Genomic DNA, 24,696 nt, shown 5'->3' with positions numbered 1-24,696 from the left:
AGAAGGTCTCTGTGATGGAAACCTTCTTTTTGTTCTTATATTTGCCCGATAGATGATGATCTACAGTTCGAGGACCATGAAAGTAGAATGGAAGAATCTAATATTAATACCTACAAAAACATATTATGAATACAAGATTTGTAACATTTGTTTTGCTACTGTTCGTATGGCTGGGGGGGAACAGCGTTTGGGCTCAATATCTTCCCAAGCTTTATCCGGTTTTCTCTCCTGATAAAAAGTTGGTGATGGCTATTCAGCGGCATAACGACGGTTTGCTGACATACACTTTTACAGCCAATAGAGAAGTTTTGATTAAAGAATCCCCGTTGGGATTCAAGCTGGAATCGCAAGAGACGGTTCCTTCTTCCGGTTGGAAAATAGAGAAAGTCTCTGATCGGAAAGTCAGGGATGAATGGAAACCGCTTTGGGGAAAGCGGGCTGTGGTCGAAGACCATTTCAATGAATTGGTGATCGATTTGCTGAATCCGGCCGGGCAACCCGAGCGGATGCAGTTGGTGGTCCGGGGGTATAATGACGGCTTTGCATTCTGTTATAAAATACCGGAAGGTGAAGGAAAGTGCGTAAATGTGCAGTCCGAACTGACGGCTTATAACTTTGCCGGAGATTATACGGCATGGTTCTATAATGGAGAGAACCACAATTTAGGACCTGAAAAGTTGACGGAAACAGATGGAACCCGTCTACCGGTCATGACAGTGAAGGCGGGCGATAAACATTATATGGCGATCCATGAAGCTTGTCTGGAAACAGGAGCACCTCTTGTCTTACAATCCAAAGGGGGCGAATCGCTCTTTTCGGTCGCTTCTAAGCCGGCCGGTTTGTCACCGGGATATACTTCAGCTTGGCGTGTCGTTTTGTATGGGACGACGCCCGGCGCGTTGACCGATTCCCATTTGTTGGAGTTGCTGAATCCGGACCCCGACCCTCGCTATGACTTTTCGTGGGTGAAACCGGGATTGGCTGTCTGGGACTGGCGTATCAACGGGGCTGTGTGGGATGGGTTCACATATGGAATGTCTTATCTTTCTTGGGTACGGATGATCGATTTTGCTGCTGAACAGGGCTTTAAATATCTGGTGTTGGATGCCAATTGGTACGGGCCGGAATTCGAATCGGATTCCGATCCGATTAAAGGGGAAAAAGCGCAGGATGTACAACGGCTGTTGAAGTATGGAAAAGAAAAAGGTGTCGGAATTTGGCTTTATCTGAATGATGTCGGAGGCCGGAAATATCCGATAGAAAAGACCTTGAAACAGTATGGCGATTGGGGAGCAGCCGGAGTTAAATACGGTTTTATGAACGGAACACAGGAAGAAAAAAACCAGTGGACGAAGAAGATTACCGAGCTTTGTGCACAAAACCATCTGTTAGTCGATTTCCATGACGGTCCGGTTCATCCTTATGGACAAATGCGTACATGGCCGAATGCCGTGACACGCGAATATTGCCATGCCCAATTAGACGGACATCATGTGTTCGAACCTAAAACATTTGTGACGACCGTTTTCGTCAATATGGTTGCCGGCCCGGTCGATATGAACAACGGGATGTTCGACCTGCGCCAGGGACATACGACACGTGTGGATGAGAGCCAGCCGGTTCCTTCTACATTGGTTTCGGAGGCCGCCCGTACGTTAATAACTTTTTCAGGTGTGACTATTTTACCGGATATTCCTGAATATTACCGGAAGTATCCGGCTTTGCTGAACTTCCTGTCTGCCCAGAAGATGCCGTGGAAAGAGAGCCGTACCCTGGCCGGTGAGATCGGGGAGTATATCGTTATGATGAGGGAAACGGATGAAGCGTATCTGGTCGGTGCGGCCACGAATGAATCCGGTAGAACGATTGAATTGCCTCTTTCTTTCCTGGAAAAAGGGAAGTATGATGTGGAGATCATTGAAGACGGTGATGATGCCCACTATCTGACAAATCGCGAAAGCTTGAAGACTACGACCCGACAACTGACAAACAATGATAAACTGACATTGAAGCTGGCTCCCGGTGGTGGTGCGTGCCTTGTTATTAAGAAAACTCCGTCTATGCGTGTTTGTGAGCAAGCTACAATTCCGCTTGTCAGCCCTTCCGAAAAAATGAATGCCGATATCAAAGTCGGGGGGAAGAATGTAGAAATAGATTTATTTGATAAGGGTGAAAAGGTGGTGACGGCAAAAACGTTGCAGCTCTTCCTCGATGAAAATATTCTGAAAGGCGACTGGCGTGTCATTGATCAGAAACGGAAATCGGTCGACCAGACTTGGCAACCGGTCTATGGGGAGTGCTCTGTCGTGTCAGACCGGTATAATGAGGTTGAGCTAACGCTTCAATCGGATGAGAACCGGAAAGAGATGGTGTTGAGTGTCCGTCTTTACGATGAAGGACTGGCGTTTCGTTATGCATTCGATAAACTGGATTTCTGGAATCGTACGGTCACCGATGAGAAGACGCAATTTCTTTTTCAGGAAGACTGTAAGACTTGGGTGACCGGTATGGCACAAGGTGCTTATTCCGAAACGAATTTGAGTGGATTGAAAGGGGCTGCCGATCGTCCTCAGGTGATCCGGGTCGATGATAACCGGTTTGTTGCAATCGGGGAAGCTGCTCTTGTCAATTATTCCCGCATGAAGTTGGAAAAGAGTGAGACTGGGTTCGGGGTACAATCTGTTTTGTCGGGAAAGGTCAATCTGGATCTGGCCGGCTATCGATCTCCCTGGCGTTATGTGATGGTTGCCGGTCATCCGGGAAAGTTGGTCGAAAATAATTACTTTGTCTTAAATTTGAACGAACCGAATCAGATTGCGAATACTAACTGGATCAAGCCCGGACAGGTGATTCGTGAAGTCACGTTGACAACGGCTGGCAGTATGGCTTGTATTGATTTTGCAGCAGAAAATAATATCGCTTATGTGTTGTTTGATGCCGGTTGGTATGGGGCGGAAGAAGACGTAAAATCGGATGCGACCACCGTTACAGTCGATCCGGCCCGTTCGAAAGGTCCGCTCGACCTGCCTAAGGTAATAGAATATGCCAATTCAAAAGGAGTTGGCATACTGGTCTATGTGAATAAAAAAGCACTGCATCAGCAACTGGATGAAATCCTGCCTTTGTATAAGAAATGGGGGATCAAAGGTGTAAAATATGGTTTTGTGAATGTAGGTGACCAGTATGCTACGGCGTGGTTGCATCAGGCAGTGCGCAAAGCAGCCAAATATGAATTGATGGTTGATATCCATGACGAGTATCGTCCGACAGGCTATTCACGTACGTATCCGAACCTACTGACACAAGAGGGCATCCGGGGTGATGAGGAATCCCCTTCCTTGCAACAATCCATCTACACGCTTTATAACCGCATGATTGCCGGTGCCGGGGACAACACCAACTGCTATTTCGCCGAACGGGTTACCGAAAAGATGGGGGGACGTGCTGGCCAATTGGCTAAATTGGTCGCTATTTACAGTCCTTGGCAATTTGTCTATTGGTATGACCGTCCCGAAAAATCACCGAGACGGGCCGGTGGTGCAGGCTCTGTCGAATCTGTGATAAAAACAGATGCCGCCACCCGTTTTTATAATTCTATTCCGACCGTATGGGACGAAACCCGCTTTCTGGAGGGCGAGATGGGCAAATACGCTGTGGTTGCCCGCCGTTCGGGTTCCGATTGGTATGTGAGCATGTTGAATGCCGGAGACAAGAAGCAAATCTCCTTACCTCTTGATTTTCTGAAAAACAAGAAGGGCTATACCGCCACACTCTATTATCAGGCTTCCGAGCAGAAAAAGGATGTCGTTGATATCAAGAAGATCAAATTGGATAACCGCAATGAGATTACTATCGATCTGATCGGGAATAGTGGATGTGTGTTGCATTTTTCGATTCTTAATCTTTAATAGGATTATTTCAACTCGGTAAGCCGGAGGGGGATATCCCTTTTCCGGCTTTCTTTTTATTTATCTGTTTCTTTTTTTCGGTAAGCGGAAGGTGATATTCCCATGACTTTGGTAAAGACACGGGAAAAATAGGCTTGCTCTTCGAATCCGAGCCGCATCGCGATTTCGTTCAGTTTCATATCCGTAAGTTCGATATACTGGCAGGCTTTCTGTATTTTCAGGCGTGTAAAGTAATGGATGGGGGAAGTTCCTGTTTCTTTCTGGAACAAGGTGGAAAAATGGGATTCCGAATAGTTGAAATATTCCGCTAAATCCTTTAAGGTCAGATTTGTTTCCACATGTTCTTGTAAGTAATAGATAACCCGCGTCGAGAATGGATTCTCTTTGTGTGTCGGGAGATCGATATGGCGAAACTGCTCCTGAAAAATGAAAGTTGAGAGAAACGTATATAAACACATGGATGAATAAGCCAGATATTCTTTTATATAACCTCTGGCAAAACTGCTGTATATTTCTTCAAACAGACGGATGCGGACAAGTTGCCGTACATGTTCGTCTGCCAAGATTTCTTGTGGGGCAGGGTTGGGGGAAAGGAAAGATTCGGTTAGTTTACCGCAGAAATGGACCCAATAGATTGTCCAGGGATCATGGCTGTCTGCCTCAAATGAATAAGGGACGTGGGGAGGTACGATGATATACTGATTTTTCTGTATAGGATATGTCTTACCATAGATATGATACCACCCTTTTCCTTCTATGCAATGGATCAGCATGGCATAGTCGGTTCCTTCTTCCTTCTCGACATAATGAGATTTTACTTTTGGGAAAAATCCGATCTTGCGAACATAAAGATTTCCGATAAGGGGATCTTTCTTGTATTCCAATAGTAATTCTTCCGGCAAATAAATAAAACGTTCTCCTTTAAAACCTTCTTTTTTTTTAGTCATATTCTTTTAAATAAGGGTTTTATGATAGCATATTTCTGGGTAACAATAGCAGGATCAACGGCAAATAATCTTTCAACGTTATCCGTAATTGTTTCAATGCCTGTTGGATCCGGTAATCCACTGTTTTGGGGGATACTTGCAGGACTTCGGCTATTTCTTTATAGCTTTTATTATCGAAGCGGTGCATGACAAAAGCCTCCCGGTAAGCTGGAGGCAAAGCGTCTACCGCTTCCCTGATCCTTCTTTGCAGCTCTTCGAGTTGGTAGAAATCGGTGTCCTGTAGCATCTCCTGCATGTTTTCGTAGAAAAGGGTGTCGGCTCTTAGTTGGGATTGATGGCGGACAATCTGGTTGATGGCGCGATGGTAAACAGTCTTGAACAGATATTGGCTTAGGGATGTCTCGAAAGTCTGCGTTTCCCGGTTTTCCCATAGCCACAGCATCACATCCTGCACGATCTCTTCGGAATCTTTTAAATCCACAAACTTTGTCGCATAAGCACAGAGTATCGGATAGTATCTCCTGAACAAGACACCATAGGCTTTTAGATCTCCATGTTGCATGGCTGAAAGTAAAAAGCGCTCCTCTGTGGTTTGTAGTTTTTCTCCTTTCATAATATGTTTACAAAGATAATGCTTTTGGCTATATTTCCGGCAGGACAACTGTTCCAAATTTATTTTTGAAAAAAATTGCATTTTCGTTTAGGAATCCGTTCGACTTCTCTTGTCTAATAGATAAACAAGGATAAAGACGGACATGGAAACACCGAATACAGATCGAATAGAAGACCTTCTTCCCCGCTATTGTTCCGGCGAAGCGACAGTCGAAGAGTGTCGACAGGTTGAGGAATGGATAAGGCAATCGGATGAGAATTATCGGATTGCCAAGCAAATTCATACTCTTTATCTGACAACGGATACGATGCAGGTATTATCGAAAGTGGATACGGAGAAAGCGTTGTCTTCTGTTTGTCAAAAGATGAGCAAAAACAGTGTTCGTCCTAAAGTAACCAGGGTTACTTGGCTGCAACGCGTTGCAGCCATTCTGTTTATTCCTCTTTTAACTATTTTCGTTTATCAAAACTTAAAACCCCGTCCGGTCGAAATCGCCCGGATGATCGAAGTAAAAACAAATCCGGGCATGACGACTACGGTGCAATTGCCGGATGGTTCCGTCGTCCATCTCAATTCGGAATCGAGACTGTCTTATCCGTCTTTCTTCGATAAGGACAAAAGAAAAGTAACTTTGCAGGGAGAGGCTTTTTTCGAAGTGCGGAAAGACCCGGAACATGGCTTTATCATTTCTACTCCTCATGAAACGAAAATAGAAGTGTTGGGCACTTCATTCAATGTCGAGGCATTTGAAAAAGACGCTTTTGTCTCTACTACCCTGATCGAAGGAAAGGTCCGTTTCGATTATATGAAGAACGGGCGGGGCATGGCTGTACAGATGAAGCCAGGGCAGAAACTGACCTATGACTCTTCTTCTTCCCGTGTACAACTGATAAAAACGAATGGTGAGTCAGAAATAGCCTGGAAAGACGGAAAGATTGTTTTCCAAGCGACCCTTTTGCCCGAAGCTTTGCGGATGCTGGAAAAGCGGTTTAATGTAGCTTTCGTCTTATCCAATGACCGCCTTCGGAATGAAGCGTTTACCGGATCTTTCAGTCATCAACGGTTGGAGCGTATATTGGAGATCTTCAAAATATCATCCAATATCAGATGGCGTTATTTGGATACGCAGGATGCACAGCATGAAAAAACTAAAATTGAAATTTATTGATAAACACTATTAAACACACAAAATGTATGATGAAGCACACAGATTTTCCGCCTTAAAGAAAAACATCCGGAAAAATTTGGCGTATTCTCCCGGATGAAATGAGTTGACTTTAAAACGCTTGTTTGGCGACAAGCAGTAATAAATCATTTTTTATTAATTAGATCACTACAAAATTATGCAAAAACATTGTAATGTCCAATTACTTAGGGATAAAAATAGATGCTGGAATCCCTTGAGTAAAATCCCGAGAGTTATGAAACTATCTACATTATTGTTAGTCGGTTCGATGGCCATAAGCCACGCAGCTGGTAGTTATGCCCAAAAAGCGACTGTCAGCCTGAATGCTCAAAACCAGACAGTTGAAACGGTACTTGATAAGATTGAAAACCAAACGGAATTTTCTTTCTTTTTCAACAATCGACATGTTGACTTAAATCGCAAGGTGTCAGTATCTGCAAAGGAAAGCGATATATTCAAAGTGCTGGATAATATTTTTGCCGGGACGAATGTAAGGTATTCGGTGGTGGATAAGAAGATTATCCTGTCCACAGAATCAGCTTCTGTTTCCGGTGTCCAACAGGATAAGAAAACGGTAAGCGGTATCATTAAAGATGAGTTCGGTGATCCTGTCATTGGTGCGAACGTTGTTGAGAAAGGCACAACCAACGGAACGGTGACGGATGCAAACGGTAAATACATGTTGACTGTTACGCCGGGAAGCAGTTTGCAAATTTCTTTTATCGGTTTTAATGAACAAGTGGTGAAAATCGGCAAGGAGAGTGTGATCAATATTACATTGCGCGAGGATATGCAGGCGTTGGATGAAGTGGTAGTCGTAGGGTATGGTACTGTCAAGAAAGGCAACCTGACTAATGCGGTCACTTCTGTGAAGGCTGAAGTGCTGGAAAACCGTCCTGTCAGTTCGATGGCAGATGCTTTGCAAGGCCAAGTTCCGGGTCTGTCAATCGTTCAATCCGGTCGTCCGGGGGAAGCCTCCAGTATGCAATTGCGTGGTGCTACATCTCTAAATTCGGGTGGTTCACCATTGTTGTTGGTCGATGGTATTCCTACTGATGCAGAGGACTTCAACTACTTGAACGTGGAAGATATCGAGAGCGTATCTGTTTTGAAAGATGCCGCTTCGGCTGCTATCTACGGTTCGCGTGCTGCCAACGGTGTGATTTTGGTTACGACCAAGCGAGGTAAAGCAGGTAAGCCTGTTTTCCGCTACAATGGTTACGTGGGGGTGAACACTCCGACCGATATGCCTAAGATGGTCAGCTCGGCACAATATGCCCGTATGCGTAATGAAGCTATGTATAATTTGAAGCCGGAAGCCGGTAAAAACCAATATTATAGTGAAGAACAAATACGTAAATATGCCGATGGGTCAGATCGGAACCACTATGGTAATACGGACTGGGTGGATTTGATGTTCGAAAACAGTATCACGACTCGCCACTCTATCTCGGCTAACGGTGGTGCTGAGAATGTGAAGTACTTCTTGAGTGCCGGCATGGACTATCAGACAGGTGCGTTGCCCGAATCGCAACATAAGGTGTACAATGTCCGTTCGAATATTGATGCTCAGCTTACAAAAAAGTTGAATTTAGCATTTGATCTGCGTTATATCTTAAGACAAAGGGATGAAGTCAGTGGTATAGATGGCATCATTATCGATGTGTACAAAATGAACCCCACCGATATCGCTTACTATACCGATGGAAGCTATGCCTTGAACCCCAAATCCGTAGTCAATCCTATGGCCGATTTGCATCAAAAAGGCCATGATTTGAATGACACCCACGATGCTTCGGGTACTTTTAAGTTGACCTATGATATTTGGGATGGTTTGAAATTCCAGGGTATTGCCAACGTGAACTATAAGTTTGGAAAAACAACGACTTTCCATCGTCAGGTAGGTTACACCAACTTTGACACGCAAGAGATAACGTATATGGGGCAAAACGCATTAGACGAAGGACGTTCCTTTAACCAATACTATAACTTGCAGGCATTGCTTACTTACCAGAAAAAATTCGGCGAACACAATTTGGATGTCTTGGCCGGTTATCAGCAGGAAAATGAAAAGTGGGATAACATGGGGGCTTATCGTGACGGATTCCCGACCGATATCCTGCATGTCCTCAATGCCGGTTCGAAAGAAAACTGGTCAAACTATGGTACGGCTACCCATTGGGCCATTGCTTCTTTCATCGGTAGCGTGAACTATGACTATGCCAGCAAGTACCTGCTTTCGTTGAAGATGCGTTCGGATGGATCTTCTCGTTTGGCGAGTGGCCATCGTTGGTCAACCTTCCCTTCCGTTTCGGCTGCATGGCGTATCAGCAGCGAAAGTTTCATGGAAAAGACACAAGATTTCCTGAATGATTTGAAGATTCGCGCTTCTTGGGGATTGACAGGTGCAACTACTGGTATCGGCCTCTATCCGAGCTACACTACTATAGATTTTGGAAATGCTGCTTTGGGTAATCAATATATTTTGTCGGCTTATTTGAGTGGATTGGGAAACACTGAATTGGGTTGGGAAAAAACTTCTATGCTTGACTTCGGTTTTGATGCTCGTATGTTGGATAACCGCTTTGGGGTAACGTTCGACTATTATATCAAAAACACCAAAGACATCTTGATCGGTCTTCCTGTTCCTTTGGAATATGGTTTTGGTAAACCCAATGTCAATATTGGTGAAGTGCAAAACAAGGGTTGGGAATTGGAATTGAGCTGGAACGATAATATTGGTGACTTCAGATATGGTGTACAAGCCAACTTGTCTAATAATAAGAATGAAGTAAAAGACTTGGGTGGAACCAGTCCTTGGAAGGATGGTTATACGGCTGAAGGTATAGCCATGAATTCTTACTATGGTTATCAAGCTTTAGGTTTGTTCCAAACAGAAGAAGAAGTTAAAAACTCTGCCGTATACAGTCGTCGTTACGCTAAGCCGGGTGATGTGAAGTACAAAGACCAGAATAATGATGGTGTGATCGATGCAGACGACCGGGTGGTTCTGGGTGACCGCGATCCTCATTATTTGTTCGGTATCACCCTGAATGGTGCATGGAAAGGATTCGACTTTAGTGTATTTTTGCAAGGAGTTGGTAAACGTAACTATATATTGAATGGTCCGAGCATCCGTCCTTTGTCGGATCAGGGTAAAGGTCCGGCTTTCGAACATCAGTTAGACTATTGGACGGAAGACAATCGCGACGCTAAATATCCACGTTTGTTGGAAGCGACAAGCTCTTTGGGATTCAATCACATGACATCCGATTATTGGATGATCAACGCCGGTTATTTGCGTATGAAGAACTTGCAGGTTGGTTATAATTTCTCGAGCGATCTGTTGAAGAACACAGGATTCTCCAATATCCGCCTGTACTTTTCGGCAAACAACCTGTTTACCATCAGTAATTTTACTCCCGGATACGATCCTGAAACACTCGATGCGTTTACGTATCCATTGTCAAGAACTTACTCATTCGGTTTGAATCTACAGTTTTAATTGAAAAAAAAGATAGTGTAATGAATACTTTAAAACATATTATGATGGCAACACTTTGTACGGTTGCCTTGACAGGATGTGAAGACTTCCTGACTACTCCTCCGTTGGATAAAATTACAGAAGATGCCTGGTGGAAGAACGAGCAGCAAACTAAAATGATGGTAGACGGATGCTACGATTACGTTTACCAAGGCGATGGCGACAACATCATTGCTTTCCGTGACGCTTGGACCGATAATTCGACATGGTGGGGGTTAGAACATTTTGCCAATGGCGATTTGCGCCCGACCTCTCGTGGCCTGAAAGACGAATGGAAGTACGAAGCCATTGCTAAGATGAACTATGTGATTCAAGGGTTGGAGCTTTCTAAAGAGTATCTGAAGCCGGATGAATATGCTCATATGCGTGCCGAGGTTCGTTTCATTCGTGCGTTGAACTACTATGATATGCTTTTTTTCTTTGGCGATGTCCCTTTGGTGGACAAAGTGTTGACCGTGGAAGAATCGCGTGCGCTGACCCGTACTCCTCGTGCTGATGTGTATGATTTTGTAATCAGTGAATTGGAAGAATGTTTGGTGGACATCAAGAAAGCGCCTAATTTCGAATCAGGTCGTGTTACCGAGGATGTGGTGAATGCCATGATTGCTCGCATCTCTTTACACGAAGCGGCCAAATCGAAATACATTGGTTTTTTGAAGAATAGTAAAGAATCAACAGAAGATCTTTATAAAAGAGTGTTGACAGCTACTCAAGCGATTATCGATGGTGGGCGTTATGGATTATATCGTGCCTACGATGGTGATCCTAAAAAGCATAGCTACGAAGAATTGTTCCGGCCTCAGGCAGATGGGAATAACAATGAGGTGATTTTCGAACGTCAATATTTCCCTTCTTTGAAGACTCATAACTTGAATAACAACCTTTCGTATCCTTCATCCGTATATTGCGGATGGAAGGGTTTGCTTCCTTTGCAAGATATCGTTGATGAATACGAATGTGTCGAAGGTCACCCTTACGATCAATGTGAAGCGTTGAATTGTCCTCACGTTGCCGAACGTGCAGCTCTGGATCAAGCCGGAATGTTGAGCTATGGCGAATATGAGTTCCGTGATCCCCGTTTGAAATCAACGATTATTCACCCGGGATGGGAATGGATTAAAGGTGGTAAAGTGGATTCACACTATGGTGTAGAAGACCCTGATAGCCGTGACTATATTGGTAAAGAACCTGTAAGTACCGGTTTCTTGTTGACCAAGTGGACGGATTTGGAAGGGGAGGAACCTGATCGTTGGTTGGGACATAAGAACATAACGATTTTCCGTTATGCCGATGTGTTGTTGATGAGAGCTGAAGCACTGATCGAGTTAAATGAAAATTTAGGTGAAGCCTTGAACCTTATTAACGATATTCGTAATCGTGCTGAAATGCCCGAGTATCCGGCCGTGACCAGCCAAAGCGATATGATTGCCAAAGTGCGCCATGAACGTCGTGTCGAAACGGCTTTCGAAGGATTGCGTTACTACGATATCATACGTTGGGGTATTGCGCCTAAAGTACTCAATGGACCTGCCTATGGATGGAAACGTTGGAACGAGGAAACTCAGAAACACGATAATCCGCTTATTTTTGAACAACGTATTTGGGCAGAAGGCGAAGGCCGTTATTTCTGGCCTATTCCTCAAGAGTCTATCGACCAAAATGAAAACATTAAGCAGCAGGAAGATAAGTGGTGGTTGCGTTAACCATTTTCTTGATGTAGGATCAGTGACGGACTGATGTAGGATCAGTGATGGAGAGCCATATTATTACTCGTAAGTAGGGTTTAATATGGCTCTTCTTGGTTTGGCAATTAAACATAGAGAAAAGAGGAATATGAAACAGATCATTTTTTTTGCAATCGCCTGTTTGGACTTGCTCGGATTATCGGCTTGGGGGCAACGGGAAGTTTCGAACTTTGACCGGGATTGGCGTTTTGCACGATTCGGCTTGCAGGCAGACGGGGCACGTTTGCCTGAACCGGATTCGCTGGAAGCGTATGGAACAGACGATACAGGGTGGCGGAAGTTGGATGTTCCGCATGACTGGGCCATCGAAGGCCCTTTCCGGATTGATCTGGAAGGGTTTACCGGGAAATTGCCTTGGAAGGGGATCGGTTGGTATCGGAAGCATTTTACGGTGTCGGTCAAGGATAAAAAGAAACGGTTTTATCTGGATTTCGACGGAGCGATGGCGAATGCTGAAGTGTGGTTGAACGGGCAAAAAGTCGGTGGGCGTCCTTTTGGCTATAGCTCTTTCCGGGTGGATTTGACACCGTATGTCCGTTTTGGAGAGGATAATGTGGTGGCGGTTCGCCTGAATACGGAAAAGTTCGGAGCGCGTTGGTATCCGGGAGCCGGTATCTATCGGCATGTCCGGCTGGTAAAAACCGAGCCGGTCCATGTGGCACATTGGGGTGTTTTTGTGACAACTCCCGAAATTACGGACGATTATGCGATGGCTTCTGTTCGTGTAGAAATTGACAATAATAGGCAACAGGCGGTTGCCGGACACTATACGGTTGATATTTATGAATTGGATGCCCATGACGTGATCGGGAAGAGGGTAGCTTCGACGAGCAAACGTCCGATTGCGTTGAATGCTGCATCGACGGTTGTGGATTCGGTCTCTTTGCGTGTAGAATCTCCGAAAATATGGGATTTGGAACACACAAATCGGTATATGGCTTGTGTTTCCGTATATGACAAAAACAAGTTGGCGGATGTTTATGAGACTCCTTTCGGTTTTCGTACCATTCAATTTACACACGATAATGGCTTTTTGCTGAATGGGAAACGGGTACCCATCAATGGCACTTGCAATCACCATGATTTAGGTGCATTGGGGGTGGCGGTGAACAGGGTTGCGCTGGAACGCCAGTTGCGGATCTTAAAAAGCTTTGGTTGTAATGCGTTGCGTACTTCCCACAATCCTCCTGCTCCGGAGTTGTTGGAGTTGGCTGACAAGATGGGGTTTCTTGTGATGGATGAACTGTTTGATTGTTGGACGGTCGGGAAGCAAGAGAATGATTATAGTACGCTGTTTGAGAAGTGGCACGAGAAAGATATAGAGATGTTGGTTTGCCGCGACCGAAATCACCCGTCGGTCATTATGTGGAGTACCGGTAACGAGGTGTACGAGCAGTATAAACCGGAAACAGGCGTTGCCCGACATCTGACAGAGGTGGTACACCGTTTCGATACGACTCGTCCGGCGACGTTCGGCGCCTCTTATCCCAGCAAGTCGGCGATGAACGGGACGGAGTTGCAGGTGGATGTACATGGCATGAATTACGCGGCAGGCGTGTATGGCGGACCTGATTTTTATGGTGAGTTCCTGAATAAGAAAGGACACGAACATCTTTCGGGCTATTCGAGTGAATCCAGTTCGACGATGAGTTCGAGAGGGGAATACTTTCCACGTAAGTTCCATGTAGATTCGTATGATTTGACGGAACCCGGATGGGGCGGATTACCCGATTGGGAATTTGCCGCTTTGGATAAATATCCGGGTATTTGCGGAGAATTTGTTTGGACGGGTTTTGACTATTTGGGTGAGCCCACTCCTTTCAATAGCGATGCCAGCGTTTTGCTCAACCATTCAGCCGCCATGACGGAAGAAGAGTTGCAGAAACAGCGTGAAGAGTTGGTTCGGATAGAACGTAACCGCCCGACATCGCGTAGCAGCTACTTTGGTATTGTCGATTTGGCCGGTTTCCCGAAAGACCGCTACTACTTATATAAATCCCGTTGGATGCCCGATACGCCGATGGTACATATCCTTCCGCACTGGAATTTCCCAGATAGGATTGGGGAGGTTACTCCGGTGTTTGTTTATAGTTCAGGCGATGTTGTCGAGCTGTTTTTGAATGGAAAATCGTTGGGGAAGAAGGAAAGGAAACCGTATGAATATCGTTTTCGTTGGGATAGTGTGGTGTATGAACCCGGTGAACTGAAAGCAATCGCCTATAAGCAAGGCCGTAAATGGGCGGAAACATTTGTCCGGACTACGGGACAAGCCGTTGCATTGAAGGCCGTGGCTGACAAGAAGAGAATCAAAGCGGATGGAGAAGACCTTGTTTTTGTGACGGTATCGCTGGTCGATAGGGAAGGGCGTGCCGTGCCGACAGCCGAGCCTGTTATTTCTTGTAGTTTGACGGGCGACGGGGAGATTGTGGCAACGGACAATGGTGACCCGACTTGCCTGATCACCTTTTCAGAACCTACCCGCCCGGCCTTTAACGGTTTATTCTTGGCCATCGTCAAGGCGAAACGTGGCGGACACAAACCGATCCGTCTGACAATCGAATCGAAAGACCTGGAAAAAGCGGTGGTGGATATAACGATGTGAGTGAAAATGATAAAAAAAGATGTTTATGAATTTTTATTTAAAAACTTGTAATTTGCTTATTGCAGGCTTATTAGCCGGATGTCAACCCGGTGAGAGAGGTGACTTGTCCGATAAAAAGGAAAACAAGAGTCTTGTTACTACCCATCGGGCACTCAATCCAATTGCTCCTCCGGGTGTGTTCATTGCTGATCCGGAGGTCAGACAGATGCCTGATGGACGGATCTATGTTTATGGTTCGCGTGACGAACCTGGTAACAGTTGGTGTTCAAACTCCTATAACGTGCTCTCTTCTTCAGATTTGGTAGACTGGCATGTGGAACAATTTTCTTTTGCTACGAAAGGACCGGGAAAGCAGACGGATTATACGGACAAGATCCTTTATGCTCCGGATTGCATTTATCATAATGGGAAATATTACCTTTATTATTGTTTGGCAGCTGATGGTGAAAACGAAGGGGTAGCTGTTGCTTCTTCTCCTTATGGCCCGTTCAAAGAGGGAAAAGCGATTAAGGGAATTTCAGGCATAGATCCTTCGATTTTTGTCGATGATGACGGGCAGACTTATCTGTTTTGGGGGCAATGGCATGTCAGAGGTGCAAAGTTAAGCAAGGATATGCTTTCTATCGAAGGGGCTGTCCATGATAGTTTATTGACTTATAAAACGCATTTCTTCAACGAAGGAAGCTCTGTTCGAAAAAGGAATGGTATCTATTATTTGATCTATGGTAGCCATTCTCGGCACGGTGAGTCTAATTGTGCTACATTGGACTATGCGACAGCCACTTCTCCTCTGGGACCTTATACTTATAGGGGAGTGATTATTGACAATTGGGGAAGCGACCGTAACTTGGTGAACAATCACGGCTGTATCATCGAAATCAATGGACAATGGTATATCGCTTATCATCGTCCTACCCATGCGACAGAGACTGGAACCATGCGGAAAGCCTGCTTGGAACCCATCATTTTTAATCCGGATGGCACGATACCGGAAGTGGAAATGACAACACAAGGCATTGGCGGTCCGATCTCTCCGTCCTACCGGATGGATGCGGCCAGGGCTTGCTTGTTGTCCGGTCATGTGGCGGTTGCCGTACGCAGGCCGGACAATGATGTTCCGGTAGAGTATTTGTCGTCTATCCGTGATGGCGATCATGCCTATTGGAAATATTACGATTTTACCGGTACGGATGTGGATCGTTTTATTTGTAAGACTTGGGATAAGAACAAGAAAGCGAAGATTGAAATCCGGTTGGATAGTCCGGAGGGCGAGTTGCTCGGAGTCTGTGACCTGGAGGCAATGAATGGTGAGGTAGCTTATGCTATCCATGAAACCGATATCAAACCGGTTACCGGTAAACATGCGTTGGTTTTGGTCTTTAAAGCAGCAGAACCAGCTGGAACAGAGGAAGAGGACCTGATGAATCTGGAATGGTTTACTTTTTCTACGACTCACCCCACAAAACTTTCCCAAAAATAATCCTTCATTCCTTCATCCGTAAGCCTATCCAATTGTCCCTTACTTGCCTACGGATGAAGGAAATGGAGCATCCTCCTTAATAATTAAACCCGAAATGCCAAAGAGGAATTATGTTCTTGTGGCCGTATTCGATGTCATCTTTCACAATGTAGGCATTGTTGATCCCTTGTATTTGTTTCTGTTGCTTGTTAGGACCGCCTACTTCGAAGGTATAAGGGCCGATTGTGAAATCTGATTTGTCGGAAGCAAAGACCTCGTTGTTTACTTTCATTTGCGAAAGGAAAAATGTTTCCCGGATATTTCCGATCTCCGGTGTGCTGTCGGAGAGTGCATAAGCTAAGTTGGTGTTTTCTAAGTAGGTCTTTTCTACTTTTCCTAATTGCCGGATGCCTTCTGTTGTTCCTCTGAGTTGCGAAACGATGCCTGCCTTTTCTAAATAAAAGAGGAAATCCGCCACCTGGTTACGATGCAGGTCTATCATCTGTCCGATTTTGGAAAAGTTGGGTTTGAAAGGTACGCTTTGTGCTATGACGTAGAGCAGTTGTTTGATTTTCTTTGTGGAAGCGACGTTCAGTTTGGCATAAGCCGGAATGTCGTTTTCGACGGTAAGGGTGATCACGTTGCGCAAGCGTGTGTCATAACCCGGATCGTTGAAGAAAGGATAATATCCATTTTTCAGATATTCCTTGAACAGCACCAACGGACGTTCCGTGCCCGGCAGTTCTACCTTGTGTTCCAATATCTCCGATAGGGAATAGGCCGGTAACCGGATCGCTTTTGCCAGTATAAGATATTCGCGGAAAGAGAGTCCGGACAGGAAATAACTGAGTACACGGCGACTCAAATCCGCATTTCCTTTATGGATATCCAAAATGGAAGAGCCGGTAAAAACCACATGGAAATCGGGATAATAGTCATAAATCATTTTCAATTCTTTTGACCAGTTCGGATATTTGTGTACTTCATCGATAAATAAGTGCTTCCCTCCGTTCTTGTAGAAGTCCGATGCTAAGTCAAACAGACGATGTTCCGTGAAATACAGATCGTCGGCATTGACAAAAAGTGTGTCTTTTATGTCGTGGTATAGCTTGATGTGCTGTAACAGCATAGTCGTTTTGCCGACACCTCTGGGACCGACTATGCCCAACATACGGGAGGACCAGTCGATCTGGTCGTGCAGGTATCTGACGTATGACGTATCGGTGAGTCTGAGCAATCTTCTGAAAAGTTCTATAAGTTGTTCCATGTCCTGTCCGGTTGAATAGTTCGTATGGGCAAATATACGAAAATTGCCGAATTAAATTAGCAGTTTCTATATGAAATTGCCGAATTAAATCAGCATTCCTTCATCCGTAAGCCTATCCAATTGTCCCTTACTTGCCTACGGATGAAGGAAATGAATAAACCCTCGTACTCCTATACCCGTTTTTCGTCAATTTTCCTTCATCTATCAGTTGGTTCAGGTCCTGCAAGGCGCGGTATTTGGAGCAGCCGGTCAGTTCACGGTAGTCGCCGCATGTGATGTAATGATGCGTATTCAGATAGTTTGTCAGGCGGCGAAGCCGTTCTTCAAAAGGCGGAAGAGTCGATTTGGTTTCCGGCATACGTTCGAGATGCATCGTTTTCAGTTTCTTTTTCAGGTATTTCCCGCAACGGAAGTTGACGCTGCGGAAGTGGATCGATTCGCTTCGGATCTCGCTCTTGTCCATGACCGGGCGGGAGGAAAGCGAGATGCTGAAAAAGCCGATTCCTTCTAACTCGACGATGTATCCTTCCTCCAATTTGTCGGCCATCACGTCGGCAAGCGTTTGCAAAACCCCTTTGACATCTCCTGCCGAAAGGCCGCTACGTGATTCCACCTGGTACATCAAATCACTGATGCGTAGCGTCCCGTAAGGTACGACACGAGGATGCAAAGCCTGTTTTTTATGCTCTCCTGTCGGGTCCGGATTCCGGACTAATCTGTATCTTGCACACATATCCGTATTATATTTAAGATTAAATATTGCACTCGTTGGCAGCTGGCTGCCATGCCCTATTTCGTCTCTCAATTGCCGGACGCTTGTGCGACAGTTGTGAGACGCTTGTTCGTCATATGTCTTACAAGCGTTTCACAGCTGTCGGGCAATAACAAACATGGCACTAAAGATACAAAGAATAATGGGATAAAGGCTTGTTGTATCTGTTTTTTTGCCTTATCTTTACAAGATATGCAAATTTTAAATCAGCTAAGAGTGTCCGTGCCCTGAGACGTCGGGAAACATTTACCATGTCGAGAAGGGGCATGGGTACAGCCTCTTTCTCTGATACTTGGACAATCGAAAAGTTGACGTCGGACAGTTTGATCATCTGCCAAGGTGATTATGTGCAGAGGTATGCCAGGGTCAACGATGTGAAAACTTGAGCGGGATTGACCCGGAAGCAAGCGGGCTAATCTGCCTTTATTTTGGCGGAGGTCGAAAGATTGTCCAAATAAATAGTAATAAAAGATAAGGTGATATCTGGCTGAATCTGCTATTTTTGTCGCCTTGATCTTGTATTATTTACAATAAGTAGCGATAGTTGAAATCAAATACCATGAAAACTTCTCTTATTAAATTGTTATTAATTCTATTGTGCTGCTGCCTGGCGATAAGTGCCGGGCAAGCACAAGCGAACGAAGAGGTCTCGAAAGTCTATGTCGTATTTAAGACACACCTCGATGTCGGGTTCACCGATCTGAGCTCGGTTGTAGAAAAACGCTATGTCGACGAGTTTATTCCGAAAGCACTGGATGTGGCGGAAAAGTTGAGGGCGGACCGTTCCGGTGAACGATATGTCTGGACAACCGGTTCCTGGCTGATTTGGAAATATCTTCAAACGGCTTCTGACCGCGACGTGGAACGCTTGGAAAAAGCGATCCGGCAGGGAGACATTGTCTGGAACGGTGTTCCCTATACGGTGGAAACCGAGTCGATGAATCTGGATTTGCTGGAAACCAATTTGTTGCTTGCACATAAGCTGGACAGGAAATACGGCAAAAAGACGATAGCCGCCAAGATGACCGATGTTCCGGGGCATACCCGCAGCATCATTGCCCCGATGAACCGCGCCGGTATCCGTTTCCTTCATATCGGAGTGAATCCGGCATCTCCTATACCGGCTGTTCCTGAGTTTTGCCGGTGGAGGGACCCGGAGGGGAACGAACTGATATTGGTTTACCAGCAGGATTATGGTTCCGACAATGTGTTGCCGGGAGGGAAGACGGCTATATCGGTCAACTTTACCGGTGATAATCACGGACCGCATTCGTATGAAAAGGTAAAAGAGATTTACGCCAATCTGCATAAACGTTATCCCCATGCGCAGCTGGTAGCTGCTTCCTTTAATGAAATTGCACAGGAGCTATTGGACATGAAGGCGTCGCTGCCTGTCGTGACTTCCGAGATTGGGGATACTTGGATCTATGGATATGGAAGTGCTCCCGTACGGATGGCGAAATTCAGGGCGCTCTCTTCCCTTTATTCGAAATGGCTGAAGGAGAAAAAACTGGAACGTGGAAGTGACGAGTCTTTGAACTTCGCCGTGGAACTCGGACTGATTGCCGAACATACGCAAGGGATGGATATCAAGACTCATCTCCGGAATTGGGACAAATATGACATGGATCTGTTTCTTGCCGCCCGTCCGACCGAACCGTTCCGGAAAGTCGAAAGGTCCTGGAAGGAGATCGACTGGTATATTTATGAAGCGATCGATTGCTTGCCCGGATCTTTGCAAGAGGAGGCATTGGCTAAGATGAAGGAAATCGATTCTCCCGTTTTGCCGGCTTTCTCGAAAAAGAAAGTTGATGTGCAGCCCGAACCTTGGAAACTCTCTTTGCTGAAAAATGATAAATTAAAAGTGGAAGGTCTGTTTTACCAGATGTATGACAGCCATGACTATGATCGTTTTCTGGATAATTATCTGCGTGCCCGTTATGGTTGGGCGCTGGATGATCTGGGTAAAACTGGATTGGACCGTTCGAAGGCTGTCAGCGTCTCGTTGCCGGCGCAAGTCGTAAAACGGGAAGTGCAGAAGGAGAAGAAAGGGACACGCACGCTCTATGAACTGTCTTTTCCCCGGCAGGAAGGTGTGGATGAACGTGTGTATCCAGAGAAAATGATCGTGAACTGCTTGGATTACAAGAACGGGAAAAGAGCGGAAATAGAACTGACCGTATTCAATAAACCGGCCGTCCGCCTCCCCGAAGCCTATTGGCTCTCGTTCAATACGGACGATATCGTCTCGCTCGTTGCCGAGAAAACGGGGGCGGCGGTCGACTTGCTCGATGTGGTGGAGAAAGGGAACCGGCAGCAGCACGGCATAGACCGCTATGTCGATCTGATCACTTCCGGCGGAACGGTCCGTATCTGGAGCGAGGCCGCTTTCCTGGTCAATGTGGGGGAAGCGAGAGGTCTCAACTATTCGACCCGGTATCCGGATAAGCGTGGCGGTGTTCATTTTAACCTGAGCAACAATCTTTGGGGTACGAATTTCAGCATGTGGAACGAAGGTTCGCTGACGTATCGCTTTACTGTGGAAATGTTATAAATCTTAATAGATGAATATGGAGTATATCTTGAAAAGCTTATTGTTTGCTTTAATGGTTTTTATTAGCCAGTTATCTTTTGCGCAGAAGAAGTTTGTGCATCCTGAACGCGTCCGCTATGACGGTTCGTGTATGACGATCGAAGGAAAAGATGTGTTTGTTTATAGTGCGGCCTTTCATTATTTCCGTTGTCCGGAGGAATTGTGGAAAGATCGTTTCCGCCAGATCAAGGAGGCCGGATTTAATACGGTCGAGACTTATGTTCCTTGGAACTGGCATGAAAGGACTATGCCGCTTAGCCTGGACGATACGACTCATTTCGATTTTTCCGATCTGAAACGGTGGTTGAAGATGGCGCAGGAAGAATACGGTTTTTATACGATCGTCCGTCCGGGACCTTTTATTTGTGCCGAATATTCGGGAGGTGGTTATCCGCGTTGGCTGGCTAAGTATCGTCCTGAAAGTGTAGATGATTTCTGGCTGAGAAGTGCGGACGAGCGGCATATCCGCTGGTCGCAGCATTGGTTCGATGCTGTTTGTAAAGCTGTGGCGGACGAGCAGATCACACGTAAGCCGGTTGGTGATAAGGGTATTATTTTGATTCAGATCGAGAACGAATACAATCATCATGGCTGTGACGGAAAGGAAAAACTGTTGAAAGCCCTTTATGGTTCTGTTCGTAAGAGTGGGTTGGATATTCCGGTCTTTACTTGTCTGACGAATGAGTGTCGTAGCAGCCGGGACCCGGAATTGTCTCAGGTGTTCGATAGCGACAATTATTATGTCGGCCTTTCTTCCGCCCCTGATTGTGCTTATCGCATGAGCAACCTGAAAAAGGCGCAGCCGGATGCACCGGGATTCGTGACCGAGCTTCAGGGAGGATGGTTCTCTTTGGTCACAGGGCGTTTGAGCGAAGACCATTATTCGGATGCACGCCATTTTAAGGCTGTAGGTTTGATGTCATTGTTGGGAGGTGCTTCCGGCATCAATTATTATATGTTTTTTGGCGGGACTCATTTTGCCGGATGGGGAGCGCGTGGCATGACTACCAGCTACGACTACAATGCTGCGATCCGCGAAAATGGAGCGTTGGGTGATAAGTATTATGAAGCGAAGGCGATCGGGCAGTTCATCCGGGCTTTCGAGCCGCAATTGGTCCGCTCGGCCGGTGGCCCTTGTACGGTCGAAGGTGGAGTGAAATCATTGTTCGGTGGTGTTCGGGTGGCAGTCGACGGAACCCGTTTTGTCTTTTTGCACAATACGGACCCGAAGAATCCGGTCAAAGGTAAAGCCCGCCTGATCCCGGGTAAGCAGGATTGCCCGGCCGAGCCGATGTACAATATCAACCAGCATGGAGAGAAAGTCTTGATTACTGCTTCTGATGCGGGGGACGACAAGATGGTGACGGTAGACCCGATAGATGTCGATTATGACCTGCCAGCTTTGGGTACGAAAGTATTGGTGATTCAGGCCGGTAAGTCGGCGAAACAAGGGGAATGGTGGCCGCGGGAACAGATGCGTCCGTTGCGCCCGTCCCGTTTGCCGGCTCCTGTTCGCATAGCTTCTGTACAAAGAAAGGAAGATGCTTTTGCCGAAGCCGGTTGGGTACAATTGCCGCGTTTGGTTTCTTTGTCTGATTTGGGGGTAAATGATTTCCGTTACAGTCTATACCGTTCGAAGGTGCAACTGACCGCCGGCCAGGCAGCCAAGGAACGTTTCTTATTATTTAATATGTACACGCGAGACATCGTGTCGGTCCAGGTAAATGGAAAAACGGCCGAACGTTTGTTTCCCGACTGTGCCGATGCCCAGTCATGGACCACCCGCGATTGTTTCGACCGGATACGTCCGGATGAATATGATAACCGCTTCGATGTGTCCGGCCTGTTGAAAGAGGGAGAAAACGAGATATTGGTCGTTTATGAAAACTTGGGCCATGCACATGGTTATTTCCCGATGGAGGAGTTGGCCGGTATCCGCGAAGCCGGGCTTTCCGTAACCGAGACAGCCCTGACGCATCCGTTGGAATGGGAATGTGCGGTGGATGCGGCCGGAATAACCGAAGGTTGGAATTTGCCGCAGTTCATGTCCGGAGATTGGGAGGTCGTAGCGTTGGATACAAACGGAGAAATACCGGCGAAAGGAAACGGCGTGCAGCTGAAAGAAGGGCCGGACGGCCTTTTCACCTGGTACAGGATTGAGTTTGAGTTACCGAAGCAGGAAGCCGGTGTCTGGATTCCTTGGCTGGCGCGGATCAATGCGTCCGGCAACGGGTTTATGTGGCTGAACGGACATAATATCGGCCGCCATTGGGAAGCGGGCCCGCAACGTGAGTTTTATCTGCCGGAATGTTGGCTCGATTTCGGATCTGGGAAGAAAAATGTACTGGTGATGGGGCTGCGCCAAACAGCCAACGGGGCTAAATTGAAGGCGGTGGAGATTGCTCCTTACCGGGATATGGCGGAAATCAGAAAGTAAAAACGATTTGCATTATGAATATAAAAGTTTTTTTAGCAGGTTGCCTTTTCGGAATGAGTGCTCTTTCGGTGGAGGCACAGCAAGTATGGACGCCGGATAATGGCGACGGGACGTTTACCAATCCGATCATGTGGGGCGATTGGCCCGATCCGGATGTGATACGGGTAGGGGACGATTTCTACTTCGTCTCTACCAGTATGCACTATGTACCCGGTTGCCCGATAGCCAAATCTAAAGATTTGGTGAACTGGGAGATGGTCGGATATGCGGTAGACCGGTATGATGATGATCCCCGTTATGATCTGAAAGGCGGGAATCTTTATCTGAATGGCTCGTGGGCGAGTTCCATCCGGCACCATAACGGGAAATTCTATGTTGCTTTTTGTACACCTTATGGTTGGGGAACGGAAAAAGGGCATTTCTCCGTTTGTGAAGCGGAGAAGCCGGAGGGACCGTGGAAACGGACGGTCTTTCCTGAATATCTCTATGATCCGGGATTGCTGTTTGATGACGACGGAAAGGTTTATGTCGTGCACGGGCAACATAAACTGTATGTCACGGAACTGAATGCCGATGTGAAATCCGTCAAAGGGGAACCGGTCGAGATCTGGAACAAAGGTGTGGACGATAGCCGGGGTTCCGGGAAGAAAGCCGGGATGGAAGGTTCGCACGTGTATAAGATAAACGGAATGTACTATATCACCTGTCCTGCCGGAGGTACGGAAGGTTGGCAGGTTTGTCTTCGTTCGAAGAATATTTACGGGCCTTACGAGCATAAGGTGATTTTGCAGGACGACAGTTCCTATCCGCCAAACGGTTTGCATCAGGGAGGAATGGTGCAGTTGAAGAATGGAGATTGGTGGTTTGTCATCATGCAGGACCGCGGACCGATCGGGCGTGTGCCTCATCTGTTGCCTGTCAAATGGGTGGATGGCTGGCCGGTTTTGGGCATCGACGGAAAAGATGCCGTAACGTACCGTAAACCGGATGTCGGCAAGACGTATAAGGTGAAAGTGCCGGCAACAACTGATGAATTCAATGGTAAGAAATTGGAGCTGCAATGGCAGTGGAACCATAATCCGGATCCTACAAAATGGTCCCTGTCCGAGCGTCCGGGCCATATGCGTTTGAAAGCATCTCTGGCGTCCGATTTCAAAAGTGCCCGGAACACGCTGACACAGCGGGTACAGGGGCCGAACTCGGAAGGAACAGTGGAGATGGATCTTTCCGGTTTGAAAGATGGCAATGTGGCTGGTTTCGGCGTGTTTGAATTTCCGTATGCCTATGTAGCGGTTCAGCAGGAGGGGAATGTCAGGAAAGTCGTCATGTGCAATGATGGAAAGATTGTCGAGACGGCGGTGGATAACCTGACTCAAAACAAACTCTGGATCAAGGCACGCGTGACGGACAAGGATTTTACGGCCCGTTTTTATTACAGCCTGGACGGAGTCGATTTTTCTCCTGTAGGCGATGTGCTGAAGATGGGATTGGGATTACCCTGGACGGCTAACCGGTTTGCCTTGTTTAATTTTACCACCCGCGAAACCGGAGTAAATGGAACCGCAGATTTCAATTGGTTCCGGTTTAACGGAAAATGAAAAGTAGAATGAATATTGTCATCGG

The 24,696-nt window shown here is 46.3% G+C and carries 14 protein-coding genes; 10 read left to right on the top strand and 4 right to left on the bottom strand.

Going from position 1 to position 24,696, the window contains the following annotated elements; all coding sequences use genetic code 11:
* Nucleotides 1–125: 125 nt before the first annotated feature.
* On the top strand, nt 126–3,908 hold the full coding sequence (locus tag ACPYIV_RS11905) for a glycoside hydrolase family 97 catalytic domain-containing protein (RefSeq protein WP_425883178.1): 3,783 nt from the start codon (nt 126–128) through the stop codon (nt 3,906–3,908).
* 56 nt (nt 3,909–3,964) lie between these two features.
* On the opposite strand, the gene ACPYIV_RS11900 is transcribed toward ACPYIV_RS11905, so the two are convergent.
* A complete protein-coding gene (locus ACPYIV_RS11900) occupies nt 3,965–4,855 on the bottom strand; it encodes an AraC family transcriptional regulator (RefSeq protein ID WP_301704000.1) in 891 nt (296 codons plus the stop codon).
* A 19-nt stretch (nt 4,856–4,874) separates the two neighbouring features.
* Nucleotides 4,875–5,468: an RNA polymerase sigma-70 factor gene (locus tag ACPYIV_RS11895; protein ID WP_301703999.1), complete on the bottom strand. Its 594-nt coding sequence runs from the start codon at nt 5,466–5,468 to the stop codon at nt 4,875–4,877.
* Between the two features lie 142 nt (nt 5,469–5,610).
* Here ACPYIV_RS11895 and ACPYIV_RS11890 point away from each other — a divergent pair, with 142 nt between their 5' ends.
* From ACPYIV_RS11890 to ACPYIV_RS11870, 5 genes are all read left to right on the top strand, one after another.
* Entirely contained in the window at nt 5,611–6,636 is a 1,026-nt protein-coding gene (locus tag ACPYIV_RS11890; protein ID WP_425883175.1) for a FecR family protein, read from the top strand.
* A 253-nt stretch (nt 6,637–6,889) separates the two neighbouring features.
* Nucleotides 6,890–10,159 carry a TonB-dependent receptor gene (locus ACPYIV_RS11885; protein ID WP_425883173.1) on the top strand — a complete coding sequence of 1,090 codons (3,270 nt, stop codon included), beginning with the start codon at nt 6,890–6,892 and terminating at the stop codon, nt 10,157–10,159.
* A gap of 41 nt (nt 10,160–10,200) precedes the next feature.
* Entirely contained in the window at nt 10,201–11,901 is a 1,701-nt protein-coding gene (locus ACPYIV_RS11880; RefSeq protein WP_425883171.1) for a RagB/SusD family nutrient uptake outer membrane protein, read from the top strand.
* A gap of 130 nt (nt 11,902–12,031) precedes the next feature.
* On the top strand, nt 12,032–14,545 hold the full coding sequence (gene galB / locus ACPYIV_RS11875; RefSeq protein WP_425883169.1) for a beta-galactosidase GalB: 2,514 nt from the start codon (nt 12,032–12,034) through the stop codon (nt 14,543–14,545).
* A 25-nt stretch (nt 14,546–14,570) separates the two neighbouring features.
* A complete protein-coding gene (locus ACPYIV_RS11870; RefSeq protein WP_425883167.1) occupies nt 14,571–16,025 on the top strand; it encodes a family 43 glycosylhydrolase in 1,455 nt (484 codons plus the stop codon).
* Between the two features lie 76 nt (nt 16,026–16,101).
* Here the strand turns inward: ACPYIV_RS11870 and ACPYIV_RS11865 are convergent, their stop codons facing one another.
* Complete coding sequence (locus tag ACPYIV_RS11865; protein WP_425883165.1) at nt 16,102–17,271, bottom strand: ATP-binding protein; 1,170 nt, start codon at nt 17,269–17,271, stop codon at nt 16,102–16,104.
* A gap of 127 nt (nt 17,272–17,398) precedes the next feature.
* Nucleotides 17,399–18,004: an HU family DNA-binding protein gene (locus ACPYIV_RS11860; RefSeq protein WP_293732759.1), complete on the bottom strand. Its 606-nt coding sequence runs from the start codon at nt 18,002–18,004 to the stop codon at nt 17,399–17,401.
* 290 nt (nt 18,005–18,294) lie between these two features.
* Between ACPYIV_RS11860 and ACPYIV_RS11855 the strand changes: the two genes are divergently transcribed.
* The 4 genes from ACPYIV_RS11855 (at nt 18,295) to ACPYIV_RS11840 (ending at nt 24,671) form a co-directional block, all read left to right on the top strand.
* A complete protein-coding gene (locus ACPYIV_RS11855) occupies nt 18,295–18,429 on the top strand; it encodes a lipocalin family protein (protein WP_425883162.1) in 135 nt (44 codons plus the stop codon).
* A 173-nt stretch (nt 18,430–18,602) separates the two neighbouring features.
* Complete coding sequence (locus tag ACPYIV_RS11850; protein ID WP_300761425.1) at nt 18,603–20,597, top strand: DUF5054 domain-containing protein; 1,995 nt, start codon at nt 18,603–18,605, stop codon at nt 20,595–20,597.
* A gap of 52 nt (nt 20,598–20,649) precedes the next feature.
* Nucleotides 20,650–23,073 (top strand): beta-galactosidase, encoded by a 2,424-nt coding sequence (locus tag ACPYIV_RS11845; RefSeq protein ID WP_425883160.1) that lies wholly within the window; start codon nt 20,650–20,652, stop codon nt 23,071–23,073.
* 14 nt (nt 23,074–23,087) lie between these two features.
* Complete coding sequence (locus ACPYIV_RS11840; protein WP_425883158.1) at nt 23,088–24,671, top strand: glycoside hydrolase family 43 protein; 1,584 nt, start codon at nt 23,088–23,090, stop codon at nt 24,669–24,671.
* The last annotated feature ends 25 nt before the right edge of the window (nt 24,672–24,696 follow it).

This window comes from Parabacteroides vesiculifaciens, assembly GCF_049860805.1.
Taxonomy (GTDB): domain Bacteria; phylum Bacteroidota; class Bacteroidia; order Bacteroidales; family Tannerellaceae; genus Parabacteroides.
Note: the sequence above shows the minus strand (reverse complement) of the source record. Positions and strands in the feature narration are given on the sequence as shown.